Annotated in this window: 17 protein-coding genes; 7 read left to right on the top strand and 10 right to left on the bottom strand. The window is 62.4% G+C overall.

Features of this window, described 5'->3' with window-relative positions; genetic code table 11:
• Positions 1-71: 71 nt before the first annotated feature.
• On the top strand, positions 72-2429 hold the full coding sequence (locus tag DWF74_RS05130; protein WP_115580515.1) for a fimbria/pilus outer membrane usher protein: 2358 nt from the start codon (positions 72-74) through the stop codon (positions 2427-2429).
• 32 nt (positions 2430-2461) lie between these two features.
• Positions 2462-3451 carry a Csu type fimbrial protein gene (locus DWF74_RS05125; protein ID WP_115580514.1) on the top strand — a complete coding sequence of 330 codons (990 nt, stop codon included), beginning with the start codon at positions 2462-2464 and terminating at the stop codon, positions 3449-3451.
• Positions 3452-3455: 4 nt separating this feature from the next.
• On the opposite strand, the gene DWF74_RS05120 is transcribed toward DWF74_RS05125, so the two are convergent.
• A complete protein-coding gene (locus tag DWF74_RS05120; protein ID WP_115580513.1) occupies positions 3456-4181 on the bottom strand; it encodes an anti-sigma factor family protein in 726 nt (241 codons plus the stop codon).
• Positions 4178-4684 (bottom strand): RNA polymerase sigma factor, encoded by a 507-nt coding sequence (locus DWF74_RS05115; RefSeq protein ID WP_102864682.1) that lies wholly within the window; start codon positions 4682-4684, stop codon positions 4178-4180. Before DWF74_RS05115 ends, DWF74_RS05120 begins: the two co-directional genes overlap by 4 nt.
• A gap of 168 nt (positions 4685-4852) precedes the next feature.
• Here DWF74_RS05115 and DWF74_RS05110 point away from each other — a divergent pair, with 168 nt between their 5' ends.
• Together DWF74_RS05110 and DWF74_RS05105 are read left to right on the top strand one after the other, a co-directional pair.
• Entirely contained in the window at positions 4853-5938 is a 1086-nt protein-coding gene (locus tag DWF74_RS05110) for a catalase family peroxidase (protein ID WP_115580512.1), read from the top strand.
• Entirely contained in the window at positions 5935-6474 is a 540-nt protein-coding gene (locus DWF74_RS05105) for a cytochrome b (protein WP_115580511.1), read from the top strand. The genes DWF74_RS05110 and DWF74_RS05105 overlap by 4 nt, the downstream gene beginning before the upstream one ends.
• 29 nt (positions 6475-6503) lie before the next feature.
• On the opposite strand, the gene DWF74_RS05100 is transcribed toward DWF74_RS05105, so the two are convergent.
• Positions 6504-7724, bottom strand: a complete 1221-nt coding sequence (locus DWF74_RS05100) for an MFS transporter (RefSeq protein WP_115580510.1) — start codon at positions 7722-7724, stop codon at positions 6504-6506.
• A gap of 103 nt (positions 7725-7827) precedes the next feature.
• Here DWF74_RS05100 and DWF74_RS05095 point away from each other — a divergent pair, with 103 nt between their 5' ends.
• Complete coding sequence (locus DWF74_RS05095; RefSeq protein WP_102864686.1) at positions 7828-8283, top strand: winged helix-turn-helix transcriptional regulator; 456 nt, start codon at positions 7828-7830, stop codon at positions 8281-8283.
• Between the two features lie 36 nt (positions 8284-8319).
• On the opposite strand, the gene DWF74_RS05090 is transcribed toward DWF74_RS05095, so the two are convergent.
• Complete coding sequence (locus DWF74_RS05090) at positions 8320-9474, bottom strand: M14 family metallopeptidase (protein WP_110596137.1); 1155 nt, start codon at positions 9472-9474, stop codon at positions 8320-8322.
• Between the two features lie 473 nt (positions 9475-9947).
• The gene (locus DWF74_RS05085; RefSeq protein ID WP_102864688.1) at positions 9948-10295 is read right to left on the bottom strand and encodes a DUF6124 family protein; all 348 of its coding nucleotides are present in this window, start codon (positions 10293-10295) and stop codon (positions 9948-9950) included.
• Positions 10296-10428: 133 nt separating this feature from the next.
• Here DWF74_RS05085 and DWF74_RS05080 point away from each other — a divergent pair, with 133 nt between their 5' ends.
• Positions 10429-11094 (top strand): LexA family protein, encoded by a 666-nt coding sequence (locus DWF74_RS05080; protein ID WP_102864689.1) that lies wholly within the window; start codon positions 10429-10431, stop codon positions 11092-11094.
• Positions 11095-11148: 54 nt separating this feature from the next.
• Here DWF74_RS05080 and DWF74_RS05075 read toward each other — a convergent pair whose 3' ends face one another.
• The 4 genes from DWF74_RS05075 to DWF74_RS05060 form a co-directional block, all read right to left on the bottom strand.
• Positions 11149-13095, bottom strand: a complete 1947-nt coding sequence (locus DWF74_RS05075) for an acetyl/propionyl/methylcrotonyl-CoA carboxylase subunit alpha (protein WP_115580509.1) — start codon at positions 13093-13095, stop codon at positions 11149-11151.
• Positions 13095-13910 carry a gamma-carboxygeranoyl-CoA hydratase gene (locus tag DWF74_RS05070; protein ID WP_115580508.1) on the bottom strand — a complete coding sequence of 272 codons (816 nt, stop codon included), beginning with the start codon at positions 13908-13910 and terminating at the stop codon, positions 13095-13097. The genes DWF74_RS05075 and DWF74_RS05070 overlap by 1 nt, the downstream gene beginning before the upstream one ends.
• A gap of 17 nt (positions 13911-13927) precedes the next feature.
• Positions 13928-15532 carry a carboxyl transferase domain-containing protein gene (locus tag DWF74_RS05065; RefSeq protein ID WP_115580507.1) on the bottom strand — a complete coding sequence of 535 codons (1605 nt, stop codon included), beginning with the start codon at positions 15530-15532 and terminating at the stop codon, positions 13928-13930.
• A gap of 106 nt (positions 15533-15638) precedes the next feature.
• Entirely contained in the window at positions 15639-16802 is a 1164-nt protein-coding gene (locus DWF74_RS05060) for an isovaleryl-CoA dehydrogenase (protein ID WP_115580506.1), read from the bottom strand.
• 228 nt (positions 16803-17030) lie between these two features.
• On the opposite strand from DWF74_RS05060, the gene DWF74_RS05055 reads away from it, so the two are divergent.
• Positions 17031-18734, top strand: a complete 1704-nt coding sequence (locus DWF74_RS05055; protein WP_102881803.1) for an AMP-binding protein — start codon at positions 17031-17033, stop codon at positions 18732-18734.
• 621 nt (positions 18735-19355) lie between these two features.
• Here the strand turns inward: DWF74_RS05055 and DWF74_RS05050 are convergent.
• Complete coding sequence (locus DWF74_RS05050) at positions 19356-20255, bottom strand: hydroxymethylglutaryl-CoA lyase (protein WP_115580505.1); 900 nt, start codon at positions 20253-20255, stop codon at positions 19356-19358.
• Positions 20256-20295 lie beyond the last annotated feature (40 nt).

The following is a 20295-nucleotide window of genomic DNA, read 5'->3' as shown; positions in this document are numbered from 1 at the left end:
ACGGACGGATGCGAGCGCGGTGACGCATCCGCCTTGGGATGGAGATGTCCATAAATGGACTTGAACCCGCCATGAGCCAGGACGCTGCTCGTTGTTTGCGCTGCTGGAAAGGACTGATGGCTGGCCTGTGCGGTCTGATGCTGGCGCCTTTTTGCCAAGCTGGCGAGCTGCCGCCACCGCCCAGCAGCCTGGAGTCGCTGGCCGATGCGCAGTTGTTTCTGGAACTGGTGATCAATCAGATGAACACAGGGAAGGTGGTGGCGGTGGAGCAGCGTGCCGGACGATTGTTCATGCCGGTGCAGACGCTGCGGGAAACCGGCATCAAGCTGCCGGAGGGGCTGGGCAGCGAAGTCGATCTGGACAGCCTGCCGGGCCTGCACAGCGATTACGACAGTCAGGGCCAGCGCCTGCTGATTGATGTGCCGCCGGATTGGCTGCCGGAGCAGTTCATCGGCAGTCGCCAGGCCTATCCAAGGACACCGGCCCTGAGCAGCTTCGGCGCGCTGCTCAACTACGATCTGTACCTCAATGACACCGATGAAGGCGGCACCTACCTGGCGGCCTGGAATGAAGTGCGGCTGTTCGACACCTGGGGCACCTTGTCCAATACCGGGCAGTACCGGCGGACCTTGTCCGGCGTTGCCAGCAGCTCGTTGAACAATGGGTATCGGCGTTATGACACCACCTGGCGTTTTTCCGATGAAGAACGCCTGCTGACCTATGAGGCGGGTGACGTGGTGAGCAGCGCCTTGCCCTGGAGCAGTTCGGTGCGTCTGGGTGGGGTCCAGCTGTCTCGGGATTTCGCCGTGCGCCCGGACCTGGTGACCTATCCCTTGCCGCAGTTTGCCGGTGAAGCGGCGGTGCCATCCTCCCTGGACCTGTTCATCAATGGCTACAAGTCCAGCAGCAGCGAGGTGCAACCGGGGCCTTACACCCTGACCAACATTCCCTTTATCAACGGGGCTGGGGAGGCAGTGGTGGTGACCACGGACGCCCTGGGGCGGCAAGTGTCGACCACGGTGCCGTTCTACGTTACCAGCAGCCTGCTGCAGAAGGGGCTGACGGATTTCTCGGTGGCCGCAGGGAACCTGCGCCGGGACTACACCCTGCGTGATTTTGGCTACGGCCCGGGTGCCACCTCCGGCAGCCTGCGCCATGGCCTGAGCGACAGCCTGACCCTGGAAGCGCATGCCGAAGCCTCGGACTCCCTGACGCTGGGCGGGGTGGGCGGCAATATGCGCCTGGGCAACTTCGGCGTGCTCAACACGGCGCTCAGCCAGAGCCGTTTTGACGGCAGCGGCGGTCAGCAGTTCAGCTTCGGCTACCAGTACAACAACCAGCGTTTCAGCCTGGCGTACCAGCGCATGCAACGTCGTGACCAGTATGCCGACCTGACGGTGGTCGACAGCCCCTACATCAGCCTCAGCCAGCGCAGCGAGCAACTGACCCTGAGCCTCAACCTGGATCGCTACGGCAGCCTGGGGGCCGGCTATTTCGATGTGCGGGCCGCCGACTCGAGCCGCACCCGGTTGTTGAACCTGACCTGGAGCAAGCCGCTGTGGCACAACAGCAGCTTCTACCTGTCGGCCAACCGGGAGATCGGCGATAGCCAGTGGGCGATGCAGGCGCAGCTGGTGATTCCCTTCGACTTGCACGGCAGCCTGAGCCTGAGCAACGAACGCAGCAAGACGGGGGAAAACCGCCAGCGGGTCAATTTCAGTCGTTCGGTGCCCCTGGAGGGCGGGGTTGGCTACAACCTGGGTTATGCCACGGGCAGCGGCGCCGACTATCGCCAGGCGGATGTCACCTGGCGCCTGCAGTCGGTGCGCCTGCAGGCGGGGGTCTATGGCACCCGCGATGCCGAGACCCGCTGGGCCGATGCCAGTGGCTCGCTGGTGTGGATGGACCGCCAGGTGTTCGCTGCCAACCAGATCGACGATGCCTTCGTGGTGGTCAGCACCGATGGTTACCAGGATATCCCGGTGCGCTATGAAAACCAGTTGGTGGGGCAGACTGACAAGAGCGGACACTTGCTGGTGCCCTGGAGCAGTGCCTATTACCGGGGCAAGTACGAGATCGATCCGTTGAACCTGCCGGCCAACGTCCAGACGCCGAATGTGGAGCAGCGAGTGGCGGTGCGTCGTGGCAGCGGCTATTTGCTGGAGTTTCCACTGACCCGGATCATCGCCGCCAGCGTGGTGCTGGTGGACGCCCAGCAACGGGAACTGCCCCTGGGCAGCACCGTGACCCATGAGCAGAGTGGGGCTCGGGCGGTGGTCGGCTGGGATGGGCTGGTATATCTGGAGAATCTTTCGCAACACAACAGCCTGCAAGTCAGCCTGGCTGATGGCCAGAGCTGCCGTGCGCAGTTCGACATGGATCTGCAACAGCAGCAGGTGCCGTTGATCGGCCCGCTGGTCTGCCAGTAGTTGTGGCGTCACGAGGCAAGGGAGTGCTGAGGGTGGACAGGTTCAAGGGATGGCGACAGGCAATAGTGGGGCTGCTGGCGAGTCTGCTGACGCTGCAGGCCCAGGCGCTGTGCAACGCTGTCAGCACCGCACCGGCGGGGTTCGGCACTGTCAGCTCGATCCTGGTGCGTACCACTTCGCAGCCGGCTTCCACCACCAATGCGGGCTTGAGCTGCACTGGCTCGCTGTTGAGCCTGCTGGCCAGCAACGACCACTTCTACGCCACCATCACGTCCAGCACCAGCGGCATGGTCGGCCCCACGGGCGATGTCATCGGCTACACCCTGTACGCCAACAACAGCACCAGCTATCCGATCACTCGGGGCGTGCAGTTCGACTTCGCGCGCAACTCGATCATCGACCTCCTGGGCTTGCTGGGCAGCCCCACCGTGGCCAAGACCGTGCCCATCTACATGGGGACCATCACCGGCAGCAACGTAGCGGCAGGTGTCTACACCGAGAACCTGAGCATCTTCTGGAGCTGGAACTATTGCGCCGGGATCGGCGCACTGGGGGTCTGCCTGGGACGGGACATCGGCAGCGGCACCCAGGCGCTCACGGTGAACATGACGGTGTCCAACGATTGCGTGATCACCGCGCCGAACATCAGTTTCGGCAGCGCGCCGGTGGTCAGTGCCTTCGCCACGGTCACCGGGCAGACCATCAACCTGTCCTGCACCAAGGGCAGTGCCTATACCGTGGGCTTGAGCGACGGCCAGCAACCCGTGAGCGCGGGAGGGCGACGGCGGATGATTTCCGGCAGCAACTACCTGGCCTACGACATTTTCAAAAGTGCCGGCAACACCCGTTGGGGCAGCGTTGGCAGTGCCCGACGCTCCAGCACCGATGCCGAAGTGAACCCGGGCAATGGCCTGGGCACCGGCAGCCAGATCTTCAACTACAACGCCAGGATCTACACCGACCAGAACACGCCGCCCGCGGGCACCTACATCGACAACGTGGTGCTGGACGTGGGGTTCTGAAGGCCTACAAGGGTATTTCCACCGGGCCGACCATGGCGTAGTTGTAGCCCCCGACGGACCAGTACTGTGCCTGCAACGGGCCGTCACGGCGGCTACCACGGGGTAGCAGGGTGTTCTGCGGTCCTGGCGGGCGGATGTAGAAGCTGACTTTGCGCCCCTCGCGATCCTGGTACAGAACCATTGCCGCCGGCCCTTGTTCGGTACTGAGCAGGCGCCCGCTGACCGCTTTGAAGCCAGCGTCGTGCAGGTCCGGCAGCGGGCTGGCCTGGGTGAAGTAGCGATCCAGCCAGGCTTGCATGGCGCCGTTGTCCTGGACCTTGAAGTCCGCCGGCAGGATGCCTTGCTCGGCGAACAGGCGATACGCCTGGAGGGCATCGGTCATCGGCAGCACGCTGTTGCCGGCCAGGGTCAGCTCCCGGGCCTGCCAGCCGCTCAGACCGCCAACCCCGACCGCCACCAGCAGTGCCGCGGCACTGGCCAGGCGCCGCAAGCCCCGCTGCTGGTGGCGCGTACGGATCAGCGTCGGCTCCAGCGCCGGGTTGGGCGCTTGCAGCAGGGCGCCACCGAGGGCGGCCCGCAGGTGCTGGGCATCCTGCTGCCAGGCCTGGACCTGGGCTGCCGTCTGCGGATGGTTGGCCAGGTAACTGTCCAGCACCCGGCGGTCCGCTTCGCTGAGCTGGTGATCGACGTAGGCGTGCAGGTCGCTGTCGCTGGGGGGCAGGCTGATCATTTGAGTATCCGTAGAGAGGGGCTGCTGATTTCGCCGTCGCTGAGTTGGCGCAGCGCCTGGCGGGCCCTGGACAGGCGCGACATCACGGTGCCGACGGGGACCTGGAGGATCTCTGCCACTTCCTTGTAGCTCAAGCCCTCCACCGAGACCCAGAGCAGCAGGGCGCGTTGCTCGGCGTTCAGGCGGTCGAAAGCGGCCAGGGTCGACTGGGCGACTACGGTGCGCTCCACCGAAGGCTGGGCGTCGTCACGGCCGGTAAAGAATTCGAGCATGCGTGCGTAACGCCGGGAGCGTCGGTGGGCATCAAGAAACTGCCGGTAGAGGATGGAAAACAGCCAGGCTCGCAGATCGCCTTCGGGGCGTTTATGGGCCCGACTCGACAAGGCGCGCTCCAGGCAGGACTGCACCAGATCGTCGGCGCTGCTGGGCTGGCGCGTCAGGGACAGGGCAAAGCGCCTGAGGCGGGGGAGCAGCAGGCGTAGCTGTTCGTCGAAATCGTTCATGAAGTCCTGCAGGTGCTGGGCCAGTCACTAGGCTTGGGACTAGGAAGACGCGCTGCCTCGCAGGTTATTCCACAGACGCGCAAATAAATATCGGGCTGTGGAATAACCGGCACCGGGCTGCGTCTGACTGGTCCTGGTCCCTTGTGGCCCCGCGTACTGGAGATGTCCATGGTTGCCCCATCCTCGCCACCCGATCGTCCGCCCTTGAGTGCTGTCAGCCTGACCTTGCGCCTGGGGGCCATTGCCTGGGTGGTGGCCGCCGCTGCCGCGGCGCTGGCCTACGTGCACGGCAACTTCGACCCGCAACGCCTGACTCCCAAGGCCCTGGTGGATGTGCTGGAGACCAATAACGGCGTGCATCCGGGGTTTCGCCGCAACCACGCCAAGGGCGTGTGTGTCATCGGTTACTTCCAGAGCAGTGGCGAGGCCCGGGCCTACTCCACGGCACAGGTGTTCAGCGAGGCGCAAACGCCGGTGGTGGGGCGTTTTGCCCTGCCCAGCGGCAACCCCTATGCGCCGGACAGCAGCGTGCCGATCCGCAGCCTGGCGTTGCGTTTCCTCCAGGCCAACGGCCAGCAGTGGCGCACGGGAATGAACAGCATGCCGGTGTTTCCGGTGGGCACTCCCGAGGCGTTCTATCAACTGCAGCAGGCCAGTTCCCCTGATCCGGCCACGGGCAAGCCGGACCCGACCAGGGTGCCGGCGTTCTTTGCCGCTCACCCGGAGGCCGGGCCCTTTCTGCAATGGGTCAAGAGCGCCAAGCCTTCAGCCAGTTATGCCAGTGAAAGCTACAACGGGATCAACGCGTTCTACCTGGTGGATGGCAGCGGCAAGCGCCAGGCGGTGCGCTGGGGCGTGGTCCCCGAGACCGGTGAGGCGCCAGCCCCGGGCAGTGCTCCGCAAGGCGCGGACTACCTGGAACAAGACCTGACGCAGCGCCTGGCTCAAGGGCCGTTGCGCTGGCGTTTGCAGATCACCCTGGCGGCGCCCGATGACCCCACCCATGACGCCAGCAAGGCCTGGCCCGCAGAACGTCCGGTGATCAATGCCGGGACCCTGGTGCTGCAAGGCACCCAGCCGCAGAACAGTGGCCAGTGCCGGGACATCAATTACGACCCGCTGATTCTGCCCAATGGCATCCAGGCCTCCGATGATCCCCTGCTGGCAGCACGCTCTGCTGCCTACGCCAGTTCCTACCTGCGTCGCACCAGCGAAGTCAGTCAATTGCCCTCCGCCCAGGAACCGCGTCCATGAATAGCCACCCTCAACACTTCGCCCCGCTGGCGCGCCTGCTGCACTGGCTGATGGCGCTGATGATCATTGCCATGCTGTTTATCGGTGCCGGCATGGTGACCTCGGTGTCGGCCCGTCATGAGTGGCTGATCCACGTGCACAAGCCGTTGGGCATCGCCATTCTGCTGTTGGCGGCGGTGCGCCTGCTTGTGCGTTTTTCCACTCGACAACCGCCGCTGCCGGCAGACTTGCCGGGCTGGCAGGTGTTGGCGGCCAAAGCCTCCCATGTGCTGCTGTACGCCCTGATGCTGGGCTTGCCGGTACTGGGCTGGGCCATGATTTCGGCGGCCGGGGACCCGGTGATGCTGAGCGGTTCGTTGCAGTTGCCCGCGATCCTGCCGGCCAATGCCCAGGTGTTCGCTCTGTTGCGCAAGGCCCATGGCTACCTGGCTTATCTGCTGTTCCTGACGGTGTTGCTGCATCTGGCGGCGGCACTGTTCCATGGCTGGGTCCGCCGAGACGGGGTATTGCAGAGCATGCTGCGGGGGCGGGTTTGAGTCCCCCTTGAGCAAGCCTGCTGTGTCGTTCAAATGGCACAGCGAGCCTCGGTCCGAGCTTTCCCGGGGTTCAGGCTCCACAGCCAATAGACCAGTGCCAGGCTGTTGATAGCGGCTCCCAACAGGCAGACCCCGATCCAGCCGGCCCAGGCGTAGGTGGCGGTGGCGGCAATCGAGCCGCCGGCGCTGCCCAGGGAGTAGAACAGCATGTAACCGGCGGCCAAGCGGCTCTGGGCTTGTGGGCGCACGCTGTAGATCAGGCTCTGGCTGGTGACGTGGACGGCCTGCAAGCCCAGGTCGAAGGTGATGACTCCCAGTAGCAGTGCCCACAGGGACGATTGGGTAAAGGCGATGGGCAGCCAGGACAGCAACATCAACGCCAGAGCCAGGCCGCTGGTCCACTGCGCCAGGCCGCGATCCGCCCAGTGCCCGGCCCGTGCTGCGCCCAGGGCGCCGGCGGCCCCGGCCAGGCCAAACAGGCCGATTTCGGTGTGAGACAGCGACAGCGGCGGGGCGCTCAGAGGCAGTACCAGCGGGGTCCACAAGACGGTGCCCGCGGCGAAGATCAACATCGCCAGCACCGCACGGTCGCGCAGTACTTTTTCTTCCCTGAACAGCTGCAACAGTGAGCCGAGCAATTGCCCGTAGCGTTGCACCGCGGGTGGCTGTTCAACTCTGGGCAGCACTCTCCACAGGGTCAGGGCCACCAGCAGGGTCAAGCCGGCCGACAACAGATAGACCGAACGCCAGCCGGCCAGATCGGCCATGGTTCCGGCCACGGTGCGGGCCAGCAGAATGCCCACCACGATGCCGCTGGTCACTATGCCGACCACCTGTCCACGCTGGGCTGTGGGTGCCAGGTTCGCGGCATAGGCCACCAGAGTTTGGGTCACCACCGCCAGCAGGCCGGTGCTGGCCATGCCCAACAGCAGCCAGGCGCTGCTGGGGGCCAGGGCCACCATTAGCAAGGCCAGCACTGACAGCAGAGTCTGGGTGACGATCAGTCGCCGGCGGTTGAGCAGGTCGCCCAAAGGCACCAGCAACAGCAGCCCCAGGCCGTAGCCCACCTGGGTCAGGGTGATGATGATGCCCACCGTGGCCGGCGGCAGGTCGAAGGTTCGGGCCATGGCGTCCAGAAGCGGCTGGGCGTAGTAGACGTTGCCCACCGCCAGGCCACAGGCGATGGCGAACAGCAGCACCACCCGTGGTGAAAGAGTCGAGGGGGCAGGAGGGGAAGGATCGCGTGACATGTCGGGCTCCGTATCTGGTTTCGTTATAAAACCAGTTGTACGGTAGAGATTGTGGTTTTATATTGCAACCACTTTTCTGTGGCCCGAACGGAGACTGCCCAGCATGGTTAAACGCACCAGCCTGCAAGATGCCGAGTGCCCGGTGGCCCGCTCACTGGACGCCATCGGTGATTGGTGGTCGTTGCTGATTGTGCGGGATGCCTTTGACGGCATCCGTCGCTTTGGCGAGTTCCAGCGCAACCTCGGCATGGCCAAGAACATTCTTGCCGCACGTTTGCGCACCCTGGTGGAACACGGGGTTTTTGAAGTGGTGCCGGCCTCGGATGGCAGTGCCTACCAGGAGTACGTGCTGACGCCAAAGGGCAAGGGGCTGTTTCCCCTGATCATCGGCTTGCGCCAATGGGGCGAGGCGTTTTTCTACGAGGAGGGCGAGGCGCATTCGCGAATGGTCGACCGGGAAACCGGGCAACCGTTACGTGCGCTGGAACTGCGTGCGGCGGATGGGCGCTTGCTGGGGCCGGAGGATTGCCGACGGGTGCCGGCTGGCGCCGATGAGTGACGACTGCGCACAGGCTCGCGCAGCCGTCAGTCGGGTTCAGCGCAGGTGGTCCACTAGGTCGGCGAGGGTGCTCATGACATCCTTGCCCAGCTGCATGGAGCGCTTGCCGGACCAGCCGGTGACGGGGTTGGGGTTATCGTCGTGGTCCTTGAAAGGCATCTCCAGGGTCAGCGCCAGGCAGTCGTATTTCTCCCCGACGGCATTGCAGGCCAGGGTCATGTTGGCCTCTCCGGGATTGTCCCGGGCGTAGCCGTGGGTAGTCTGGAAGTCTCGGGTCTGGCGCTTCAAGTGGCTGCGAAAATGCTCTTCGAGTCCCGCCAGGCGTGGCGTGTAGCCCGGGTTGCCCTCGCAGCCGGCGGTGAAGACGTGAGGAATTTCTTCATCGCCGTGCACATCAAGAAACAGGTCGACGCCGTACTTTTCCATCTGCTGCTGGACGAACAGCACCTCCGGGCTCAGTTCCTGGCTGGCGTTCTGCCAGGCGCGATTCAGGTCCTGGCCCTTGGCGTTGGTGCGCAGGTGGCCGTGGAACGCGCCGTCCGGGTTCATGTTGGGCACCAGGTACAGATCGGCCTTGGCCAGCAGCGAGTTGAGCTCCGGGTCATCCCGGTGCTGCAGGCGCTCGATCACGCCTTCCATGAACCATTCGGCCATGTGCTCGCCGGGATGCTGCTGGGCAATGATCCAGATCTTGCGCTGCCCTTCCTTGCCGCTGCCCTTGCGCAGAAGCTGGATATCCCGGCCTTCGACGCTTTTGCCCACTGCCAACAGTTCGGTGTCGGCCTTGCTCAGGGCTTGATCGATCAGCCAGTCGTGGCGCCCGCGACTGTAGGGCTCGAAGTAGGCGAACCAGGCGTGAGTCTGGGTGGCCTCCAGATTGAAACGCAGGGCGTCACCTTCGAAGATCGTCGGTACGCGAAACCAGTTCACATGGTCATAGGAAGCGACGGCCTGGTAGCCGGTCCAGGCTTTGTTGTAGGAGGACTGGCTGGCGTTGGTCAGGCGGAACCAATGTTCCTGGCCGACATGCAGGCCGCTGACCTTGAAGTGAAACCATTGGAAGTGCGGACTCTGGGTATCCGGGCGGATGGCCAGCAGTGCCTGCAGCGGATTGCTGATGTCCAGCACGTTGATATTGCCGCTGTCGAAGTCGGCAGTAATTTGAAACGAAGTGTGATTACCCACGGTCATGGTCGGTCCCTGTATAGGATTGTTATGACCGCTACTCTACACACTGAGGGGGGTAATAGAAGGGGGGGCGTCGTCCTTGACGCAGAAGCAGCTTAGTGGCTATGCGATTGATTCTCAAGCGCTACTTTTGTCTTTCCTGGCCATTTAGCACGGCTGCTATCTTGCAAAAGGACATTCTTTTGCTATCATCGCCGCCATTATTTTAGCTGCATCCACGTCTTCATTAGCCTGAAGCCAAGCCAGAAAACTGGCAAAAAAAAGACCCGGCAAAAAGCCGGGTCAAAAACCGTGATTAGCCTGATGAGGAGATAATCCAAAGGTCCGACCTAAGGTCCTTTGGGCTATCGACTGATCTCGCGATCAGTTGCTTGCAATAATAATCATTATCATTTGCAGGTCAAATGTTTTTCCCTGCCCTTTGGAAAATATTTTTCCATTTCTCCTGTTTCCGCTGTTTATTCCTTGCCGGCGCCTCAGCTGGACTCAAAGCGCTGACTTTCCAGGGACTTGTCCACCAGGGCTTTGGCCAGGTCGATCATGTGCACCACGGAAAAAGCCAGGTCACGCTTGGCCCCCCGCAGATTGTCGGCCGCGTCATAGGCGGTGGCTGCTGCACAGCGCAGCAGATCGGATGCATGGATCATGGCTTCCTCGCTGCTGAGGTTGCGCCTGACCTCGAAAAACTTCTCTTCCTTGTCCGATCCGGTCAGCGCGGGCTTCAAGTAGTAGTCCATCGCCCGTCGTGCTGCGTGGCTGCCCTTGAGTGAATTCAATGTGGTCTCTGTATCGAGCTCCGGCACGTCCTTGCTGCTTGCGTTCATAAAGTGTTCCGTCCTGTTTGAGAAAAGGAAAGAGGGGTATGAACTAGATTAATACGTATTGTAATTGTGACGAGATTTCAAATACTACAAGTTGTGTGTTGAGGTCGGAAATACACAACGTATTGTTCAGTCCATGGACAAATGGATCGAGTTGGTCAAAGCCAACATGAAAGGCCGCAAGGTCACACAGGAAAAACTCGCCGAGCGTCTGGGCATGTCTCAGGGTGGTATCGGTCATTGGTTGAGCAAACGCCGTCAGCCAAAGATCGAAGACATGAATCGGGTGCTTGAAGAGATCGGCATGGGCTTTCTGGAAGTTGCCCTGGTGGTCCGCGAGAAACCCATGCTCGGTGACGATGGCGAACCCCTGGTGAACGAGCCTTCACTGTTGCACAAGTACAATCCGTACTTCCGTTATCCGGTGAGCGATTGGCGAGCTGCTGGGGAGGTTCGTGAAGATGGCAAGTCAGCCTATGTACCGGAGCGCTATGAGCTTTCCGATTATCAGGCTCAAGGCGCGGCGTTCTGGCTGGTGGTAGTCGGTGACGCAATGATTGCGCCCAGCGGCTTGAGCATCAGTCAGGACATGCTGATTCTGGTGGACCCGGCTGTTACCGCCGAACCTGGGAAGTTGGTGGTCGTACAGTGTCCCGGTAATGCCGAGGCGATCTTTCGTAAGTGGGTGAAAGAGGGCAGTCAGCATTATCTGGTTCCCCTCAATCCCACCTATCCGAAGATGCTCTACAGCGACGAGTGCCGGGTTATTGGTGTAGTCGTACAAGCTACTGCGAAGTTTTAACTTGCTTGAAAGGCCCCTTCCTACAGCTAGGAAGGGGCTTTCTTATTAGTGGGTTTACTCCAACTCTACCAACGCACTGCCTTCACTAACCATTTCGCCTTCCTGGCAATACAGTGCCCTGATGACACCTGCCTGGGGCGCGCGGATGCTGTGTTCCATCTTCATCGCCTCCAGCACCACCAGTTGCGCGCCGGCTTCGACGCTTTGCCCGGCGCTGACCAGCACCCGCACGATGCTGCCGTTCATGGGCGCAGTAAGTCCGCCCTGGTGACTGTGACTGGCATCGGCTGCAGCAATCGGATCGTAAGCCGTGACGCTGTGCATCTCGCCCTGCCAGTGCAGGTACAGAGTGTCACCACGGCGAATGGCGCGATGTTCACGACGCAACCCTTGTTGCTCTACCCACAGGTGTTCACCTTGCAACTGGAAGGCTGGCGAGCGAGCGCCCAGGCTGATGGCCTGATCCTGTCCGGCACAGCTCAGGTGCAGGCTGGTCTGGGCCGGTAACGCGCTGCGCCAGCCATTGACTGCCGACCATGGGGACTGCAGGTCGTCGCTACGCACCCGTTCCGGCTGGCTTTGTGTGAATGCCTGTGCGGCCGCTTGCCAGAAGTCCGCGCCGAGTTCGCAGGGCGCTGGCAGTAATTGTTCCTGATAGCGTGGGATAAATCCGGTATCCAGTTGCGCCTCGGCGAACGCTGGATGGGCAATGATGCGCCGCAGGAACGCCAGGTTGGTTTTCAGGCCACCGATGGCGAACTCGTCCAGCATGCTTAACAGGCGCAGACGAGCCTGCTCGCGGGTTTCGCCCCAGGCGATCAGCTTGCCCAGCATCGGATCGTAGAAGGGCGACACGCTATCGCCTTCCTCGACCCCGCTGTCGACCCGACGGCCCGGGCCAGCGGCGGATTCGCGATACAACTCCAGGCGCCCGGTCGCGGGAAGGAAGTCGTTGCCCGGGTCTTCGGCATACAAGCGCACTTCAATGGCGTGCCCCAGCAGCGGGACCTGTTCCTGGCTGATGGGCAGGGCTTCACCCTGGGCCACGCGTATTTGCCAGGCCACCAGATCGAGGCCGGTAATGGCTTCGGTAACCGGGTGTTCCACCTGCAGCCGGGTATTCATTTCCATGAAGAAGAATTCGCCGCGAGCATCCAGGAGAAACTCCACGGTGCCGGCGCCGACGTAGCCGATGGCCTGGGCCGCGCGCACGGCGGCTTCGCCCATGGCCTTGCGCAGCTCGGGGCTGAGGCCGGGAGCGGGGGCTTCTTCGACCACTTTCTGGTGACGCCGCTGGATCGAGCAGTCGCGCTCGTTGAGGTACAGGCAGTTGCCGTGTTGGTCGGCGAACACCTGGATCTCCACGTGGCGGGGCTTGAGCAGGTACTTTTCCACCAGCATCCGTGAATCGCCAAAGGATGATTGGGCTTCACGTTGGGCCGAGGCCAGGGCTTCGGCCAACTGGCTGACGTCCTCGACCACTTTCATGCCCTTGCCGCCGCCGCCAGCGGTGGCCTTGAGTAGCACCGGGTAGCCGATGCGCTCGGCGGCACTGCGGAAGGTTTCCAGGTCCTGGGCTTCGCCGTGATAACCCGGCACCAGAGGTACGCCGGCGGTTTCCATCAGTGCCTTGGCCGCCGACTTGCTGCCCATGGCGTCAATGGCCGAGGCGGGCGGGCCGAGAAAGATCAGGCCCGCCGCTTCGATGGCTCGGGCAAAACCGGCGTTTTCCGAGAGAAAGCCGTAACCGGGGTGGATGGCCTGGGCGCCGCAGGCCTTGGCCGCAGCGATCAGCTTGTCGATCTGCAAGTAACTGTCGGCGGCCTTGCTGCCCCCCAGGTCGACGCGGATATCTGCCTCGCGGCTGTGCCGAGCATCGCGGTCGGTGGCGCTGTGCACGGCCACGGTGGTCAGGCCCAAGGCCTTGGCGGTGCGCATCACGCGGCAGGCGATCTCGCCACGGTTGGCCACCAGTAAAGTGTCTAGAACGGGGGCGCTCATCAGCGGGACTCCTTGGTCGTGGGCTCGGACTGCCAACTGGGCGGGCGTTTTTCCAGGAAGGCCCGCAGGCCTTCCTGGCCTTCGGCGCTGACCCGAATCCGCGCGATGGCATTTTCGCAGTAGCGACGCAGGGCTGTGGTGAGGGCGCCATTGCCCACTTCTCGCAGCAGGTCCTTGCTGGCGCGCATGGCTTGGGGGCTGTTGAGCAGCAGATTGTCGATCCATTGGGTGACTTGCTGTTCCAGCTCGGCAGCCGGGTAACTCTCCGCCAGCAAGCCGATTTCCCGTGCCCGTTGGCCGCCAAAGCGCTCGGCGGTGAGGGCGTAACGTCGGGCGGCGCGCTCGCCAATGGCCTGGACCACAAAGGGACTGATGACCGCTGGCGCCAGGCCAATGCGGACTTCCGACAAGCAGAACTGCGCATCGTCGGTACCGATTGCCATGTCGCAGCAACTGATCAGGCCCAGGGCGCCACCAAACGCTGCGCCTTGCACCACGGCCAGGGTCGGGATCTTCAGCTTGGCCAGGTTGTACATCAACTCCGCCAGTTCCCGGGCGTCGTCGAGGTTGGTCTGGTAGTCGAGTTCGGCGGACTGCTGCATCCAGGCCAGGTCGGCGCCGGCACTGAAGTGCTTGCCGCGTCCGCGCAGCAGCAGGAAGCGCAGGCTCGGGTCGCTCTGCACCTGATCCAGGGCCAGGATCAGCTCGCGGATCATCTCGGCGTTGAAGGCGTTGTTCTTGGTTTCGCGGCTGAGCCACAGGGTGGCGAAGCCACGAGGGTCACGCAGCAGTTCCAGGGTATTGAAGTCGCTCATGTTTTTCTCGCGCAGGATTACATGCGGAACACGCCGAAGCGGCTCTGTTCGATGGGTGCATTAAGGGCCGCAGACAGGGCCAGGGCCAGGACGTCACGGGTCTGTGCCGGGTCGATGACGCCGTCGTCCCATAGCCGGGCGCTGGAGTAGTAAGGGTGCCCCTGGTGCTCGTATTGATCGAGGATCGGCTGTTTGATCTCGGCTTCCTGGGCGGCATCGAAAGGGTGTCCGCCGCGTTCCGCCTGCTCGCGCTTGACCTGGACCAGCACCCCGGCCGCCTGTTCGGCCCCCATCACGCCAATCCGCGCGTTGGGCCACATCCACAGAAAGCGTGGATCGTAGGCGCGACCGCACATGCCGTAGTTACCGGCCCCGAAGCTGCCGCCGATGATCACGGTAAATTTCGGCACCTTGGCACAGGCCACCGCGGTGACCAGCTTGGCGCCGTGCTTGGCGATGCCGCCAGCCTCGTATTTCTGGCCCACCATGAAGCCGGTGATGTTCTGCAGAAATAGCAGGGGAATCCCGCGCTGGCAGGCCAGTTCGATGAAGTGCGCGCCTTTTTGCGCGGCTTCGGCGAAGAGGATGCCGTTGTTGGCGAGGATGGCGATAGGGTAGCCATGCAGGTGAGCGAAACCGCAGACCAGGGTGGTGCCGAACAGGGCCTTGAATTCATCGAACAACGAGCCGTCCACCAGCCTGCTGATGACTTCGCGTACATCGAAGGGCTGCTTGGGATCGGCCGGCACCACGCCGTAAAGCTCTTCACGGGCATACAGCGGAGCGAGCGGGGTGCGTTGCTGCAACTGGCCCTGCTTGTGCCAGTTGAGGTTGGCCACGCTGCGCCGGGCCAGGGCCAGGGCGTGTTCATCGCTGTCGGCGTAGTGGTCGGCAACCCCGGAAATCTTGCAGTGCACGTCGGCGCCGCCCAACTCTTCGGCACTCACCACCTCGCCGGTGGCAGCTTTTACCAGGGGCGGGCCGGCGAGGAAGATGGTGGCCTGTTCACGAACCATGATGGCTTCGTCGGCCATGGCCGGCACGTAGGCGCCGCCGGCGGTGCAGGAACCCATGACCACGGCGATCTGCGGGATGCCCTGGGCGCTCATGTTGGCCTGGTTGAAGAAGATCCGGCCGAAGTGCTCGCGGTCCGGGAATACTTCGTCCTGGCGCGGCAGGTTGGCGCCGCCGGAGTCCACCAGGTAGATGCAGGGCAGGCGGTTCTGTTGGGCGATGGTCTGGGCCCGCAGGTGTTTCTTTACCGTCAGCGGGTAGTAGGAGCCGCCTTTCACCGTGGCGTCGTTGGCCACGATCATGCATTCGATGCCTTCTACCCGACCGATGCCGGCAATCACGCCGGCGGCGGGCACGTCTTCGCCATAGACCTCGTAGGCGGCCAGGGGGCTGACTTCAAGAAACGGCGAGCCAGGGTCGAGCAGGCGGTTGATACGCTCGCGCGGCAGCAGTTTGCCCCGGGAAGTGTGGCGCTCCTGGGCCTTGGCACCACCGCCTTGCTGGACCTGGGCGAGCAGGGTATGCAGGGCGTCGACTTGGGCCAGCATGCTGGCCGCGTTCTGCGCGAACTCGGGGGATTTCGGGTTGAGCTGAGACTTCAGAATCATGGGAGGGCCTACGGCAGCTTCAAGCGACACGCTTCAAGCTGCAAAAGTAAGTCGGTATTACGGCAGCTTTGGCTTGCCGCTCGTAGCTCGCAACGTGCGGCTGCTCTTACTTGGTTTCGTTGAACAGTTCGCGACCGATCAGCATGCGGCGGATTTCGCTGGTGCCGGCGCCGATTTCGTAGAGCTTGGCGTCACGCAGCAGGCGGCCCGCGGGGAATTCGTTGATGTAGCCGTTGCCGCCAAGGATCTGGATCGCATCCAGGGCCATCTGGGTGGCACGTTCGGCGCTGTAGAGAATCACCCCGGCGGCGTCCTTGCGGGTGGTTTCGCCACGCTCACAGGCCTGGGCCACGGCGTACAGGTAGGCGCGGCTGGCGTTGAGCTGGGTGTACATGTCGGCGATCTTGCCCTGGATCAACTGGAACTCGCCGATGCTCTGACCGAACTGCTTGCGGTCGTGGATGTAGGGCACCACCAGGTCCATGCAGGCTTGCATGATCCCGGTCGGGCCGCCGGAGAGCACCACGCGCTCGTAGTCCAGGCCGCTCATCAGCACTTTGACCCCGCCGTTGAGCACGCCGAGGATGTTTTCCTCCGGCACTTCCACGTCATCGAAGAACAGCTCGCAAGTGTTGGAGCCGCGCATGCCCAGCTTGTCGAACTTGTTGCTGCGGCTGAAGCCCTTCCAGTCACGCTCGACGATGAAGGCGGTGATGCCGTGGGGGCCCTTTTCCAGGTCGGTCTTGGCGTAGATCACGTAGGTGTTGGCGTCGGGGCCGTTGGTGATCCAGGTCTTGCTGCCGTTGAGGACGAAGTGGTCACCGCGCTTGTCGGCGCGCAGCTTCATCGACACCACGTCGGAGCCGGCGTTGGGTTCGCTCATGGCCAGGGCGCCAATGTGTTCGCCGCTGATCAGCTTGGGCAGGTACTTGCTCTTCTGCTCGTGGTTGCCGTTGCGGTTGATCTGGTTCACGCAGAGGTTGGAGTGGGCACCATAGGACAGTGCCACCGAGGCGGAGCCGCGGCTGATCTCTTCCATGGCCACCACGTGGGCCAGGTAACCCAGCCCGGCGCCGCCGTATTCTTCCGCTACGGTAATGCCCAAGAGGCCCATGTCGCCGAACTTGCGCCACATGTCGGCGGGGAACAGGTTGTCGACATCGATCTGTGCCGCCCGAGGAGCCAGTTCCGCCTTGACGAAGGCCTGGACCTGTTCGCGCAGCATGTCAATGGTTTCACCGAGGGCGAAGTTCAGGGTCGGGTAACTCATGGCGGGGCACCTTCAAACTTGTTTTTATTGAGGGAATGGGCTGCAGAGAGCGGCGCTGTCTAGCTCTCACCTTTACGTTAACGTAAACCTGCGACCGAAGGCTGTCAATCGCCCTTTACGTAAACGTCAACTTGCGCCAGAGTAGCAGGGCTTTCGATTGGAGCCAGGCTTTTTCGCACCATCGGCCAGGCTCCTGAACACCCACTAATAAAGACAATAGGGGTCGTCATGGAACACTCGGGTTTCCAGCCGGATCGCAGTTACACCCGTGGTACGCAAGACAAGCCATTGCTGGCGCTGACCATCGGCCAGGCCTTCGACAACACCGTCGCTGCCTATCCCCAGGGGGAAGCCCTGGTGGTGCGTCATCAGCAGTTGCGCTACAGCTGGCAGCAACTGCGCGAGGCCGTCGACCTGCATGCCAGGGCGCTGCTGGCCTTGGGGCTGAAGACGGGGGATCGACTGGGGATCTGGGCCCCCAACTGCGCCCAGTGGTGCATCGCCCAATTTGCCAGTGCCAAGATCGGCGCGATCCTGGTGAACATCAACCCGGCCTATCGCAGTTCCGAGCTGGAATATGTGCTCAAGCAGTCCGGCTGCCAGTGGCTGATCTGCGCCGGAGCCTTCAAGACCTCTGACTACCACGGCATGCTGCAGGGGCTGATCCCTGAATTGGCGGAGCAATCCATCGGTCAATTGCACTGTGAACGCCTGCCCGAGTTGCGTGGGGTGATCAGCCTGGATGCCCAGCCGCCCTCCGGCTTTCTGCCCTGGTCGCAACTGACGGCCCTTGCCGCTGGAGCCACCGCCGAGCAATTGCAGGCGCGCCAGGACAGCCTGGATTTCGATCAGCCGGTGAATATCCAGTACACCTCCGGCACCACCGGTTTCCCCAAGGGCGCGACCCTGAGTCACTACAACATCCTCAATAACGGTTACATGGTGGGGGAGAGCCTGGGCCTGACCGCGGCAGATCGGCTGGTGATCCCGGTGCCGCTGTATCACTGCTTCGGCATGGTCATGGGCAACCTGGGCTGTATCACCCACGGCACCACCATGATCTACCCCAACGATGCCTTCGATCCGTTGCTGACCCTCAGTACCGTGGCCGAGGAGCGGGCTACCGGCTTATATGGGGTGCCCACCATGTTCATTGCCATGCTCGACCAGCCCAGGCGTGGTGAGTTCGACCTGTCGAGCCTGCGTACCGGGATCATGGCCGGTGCCACTTGTCCGATCGAGGTGATGCGCCGGGTCATCAGCGAGATGCACATGAGCGAGGTGCAGATCGCCTACGGCATGACGGAGACCAGTCCGGTGTCGTTGCAGACCGGTCCTGCCGATGATCTGGAGTTGCGGGTCACCACCGTGGGCCGTACCCAGCCGCACCTGGAGAGCAAGATCATCGACGAGGCCGGCAATCTGGTGCCGCGGGGCACCATCGGTGAACTCTGCACCCGGGGTTACAGCGTCATGCTCGGTTACTGGAACAACCCCCAGGGCACCAGCGAGTCCATCGATCAGGCGGGCTGGATGCACACCGGCGACCTGGCCACCATGAACGAGCAGGGTTATGTGTGCATTGCCGGGCGCAACAAGGACATGATCATCCGCGGTGGCGAGAATATTTACCCGAGGGAGCTGGAAGAGTTTTTCTTCACCCATCCCGCCGTGGCCGATGTACAGGTGATCGGCATTCCCTGCGCCAGGTACGGTGAGGAAATCGTCGCCTGGATCAAGTTCCACCCCGGGCATTGCGCCAATGAAGTCGAGCTGCAGGCCTGGTGCAAGGAGCGCATCGCCCACTTCAAGACGCCGCGTTACTTCAAGTTCGTCGAGGAGTTTCCGATGACGGTAACCGGCAAGATCCAGAAATTCCGCATGCGCGAAATCAGCATCGAGGAGTTGCGCGAGCAGGTGAGCAGGGTGTGAGCATTGCTGGAGCGTGCATCTGGACGGGTGCACGCTTTATGGGCGAGAAGGGCAGGCAAAAGCTAAATCGCAGAAAGCACAAAGGGGAGCCGAAGCTCCCCTTTAATTTGTCGTTGCGTGCTCTTTTTTTATTATTGAGGGGCGGTCTATTGTTGTTTTTGGCAACCGTGGCCCTTTACCGCTGTTTTTGGCGATCCCCATCCGGGATCAAGAGCAAACGTATTTTTTTGAGCGCTGATCTAACGTGTCGCCAGGGCGATCCAACCAGTTCGGGAGCTACCTCAGGGTAGTTTTATTGTTCTCTGACCGGTTGCGGGTGGCTCTTGCAAGCCCTCCTGCACATCACATCCTCTCCAAAAAAATCTGTTAGCTGCGTCTCTGCCGTGTTGTTTTTGTTATGTCAGAGTCGTTACGTCTTATTTTTATTAGGTTTGCTGCTTTTTATTCTTGTTATGCCATAGAGATAGCAGGAGCCGTGCCAACTTTTTAAAGTCCTTTAAAATCAATAGCTTGATGTTTTTGTAGGACAATCTGCATCGCAATAAAATCGACAAACTGTTTCCGTGTTACTCGTTCCCGCCACCGTTTAGAGCGGCCGGTAACACCCGGCCGCACATTGGCTCACCCGGCGCTACGTGCCTTGGCCACACGAGAACCGCTGGGACGGCCCAGCACCGTGCAGATCTGCCGGCCAGCATCGATCAGGCGATCCATGTCGATACCGCTGTGTATGCCCAGGCCGTTGAGCAGGTACAGCACATCCTCGGTAGCAACGTTACCGCTAGCGCCCTTGGCATAGGGGCAGCCGCCGAGGCCGGCGATCGAACTGTCGAACACCGCGATGCCCTCCAGCAGACTGGCGTAGACGTTGGCCAGGGCTTGGCCATAGGTGTCGTGGAAGTGGCCGGCGAGCTTCTCCCGTGGTACCTGGGCGCTCACCACTTCGAACATTCTGCGGGTGGCGCCGGCGGTGCCGGTGCCGATGGTGTCGCCCAAGGACACTTCGTAGCAGCCCATGGCGTACAGCTCACGGGCCACCAGGGCCACTTGCTCCGGGGCTACCTCACCTTCGTAAGGGCAGCCCAGCACACAGGACACATACCCGCGCACGCTGACGCCATGCTGCTTGGCGGCCTCCATGATCGGCACGAAGCGCTGCAGGCTTTCGCTGATGGAACAGTTGATGTTGCGCTGGGAGAAGGATTCCGATGCGGCGGCGAACACCGCGACTTCCTTGACCCCCGCCGCCAGGGCATCTTCGAAGCCCCGCAGGTTCGGCGCCAGCGCGCCGTAGACCACCCCCGGCTTGTGCTGGATGCGGGCGAAGACCTCGGCCGAACCGGCCATCTGCGGTACCCACTTGGGCGAGACGAAACTGCCGACTTCTATATAGCCCAGGCCTGCCGCCGTCAGGGCATCGACCAATTGCACCTTGTCATCGACGCTGATGGGCTGGGCTTCGTTCTGCAGACCGTCGCGGGGGCCCACTTCGATCAGGCGTACATGGCTGGGGAGTGACATTCAGGTTCACCTTCTATGAGGGAGGGCGGATGCCGGCGCG

The sequence above is a fragment of the Pseudomonas protegens genome, assembly GCF_003363755.1.
In the GTDB taxonomy this organism is placed as follows: domain Bacteria; phylum Pseudomonadota; class Gammaproteobacteria; order Pseudomonadales; family Pseudomonadaceae; genus Aquipseudomonas; species Aquipseudomonas danubii.
Note: the sequence above shows the minus strand (reverse complement) of the source record. Positions and strands in the feature narration are given on the sequence as shown.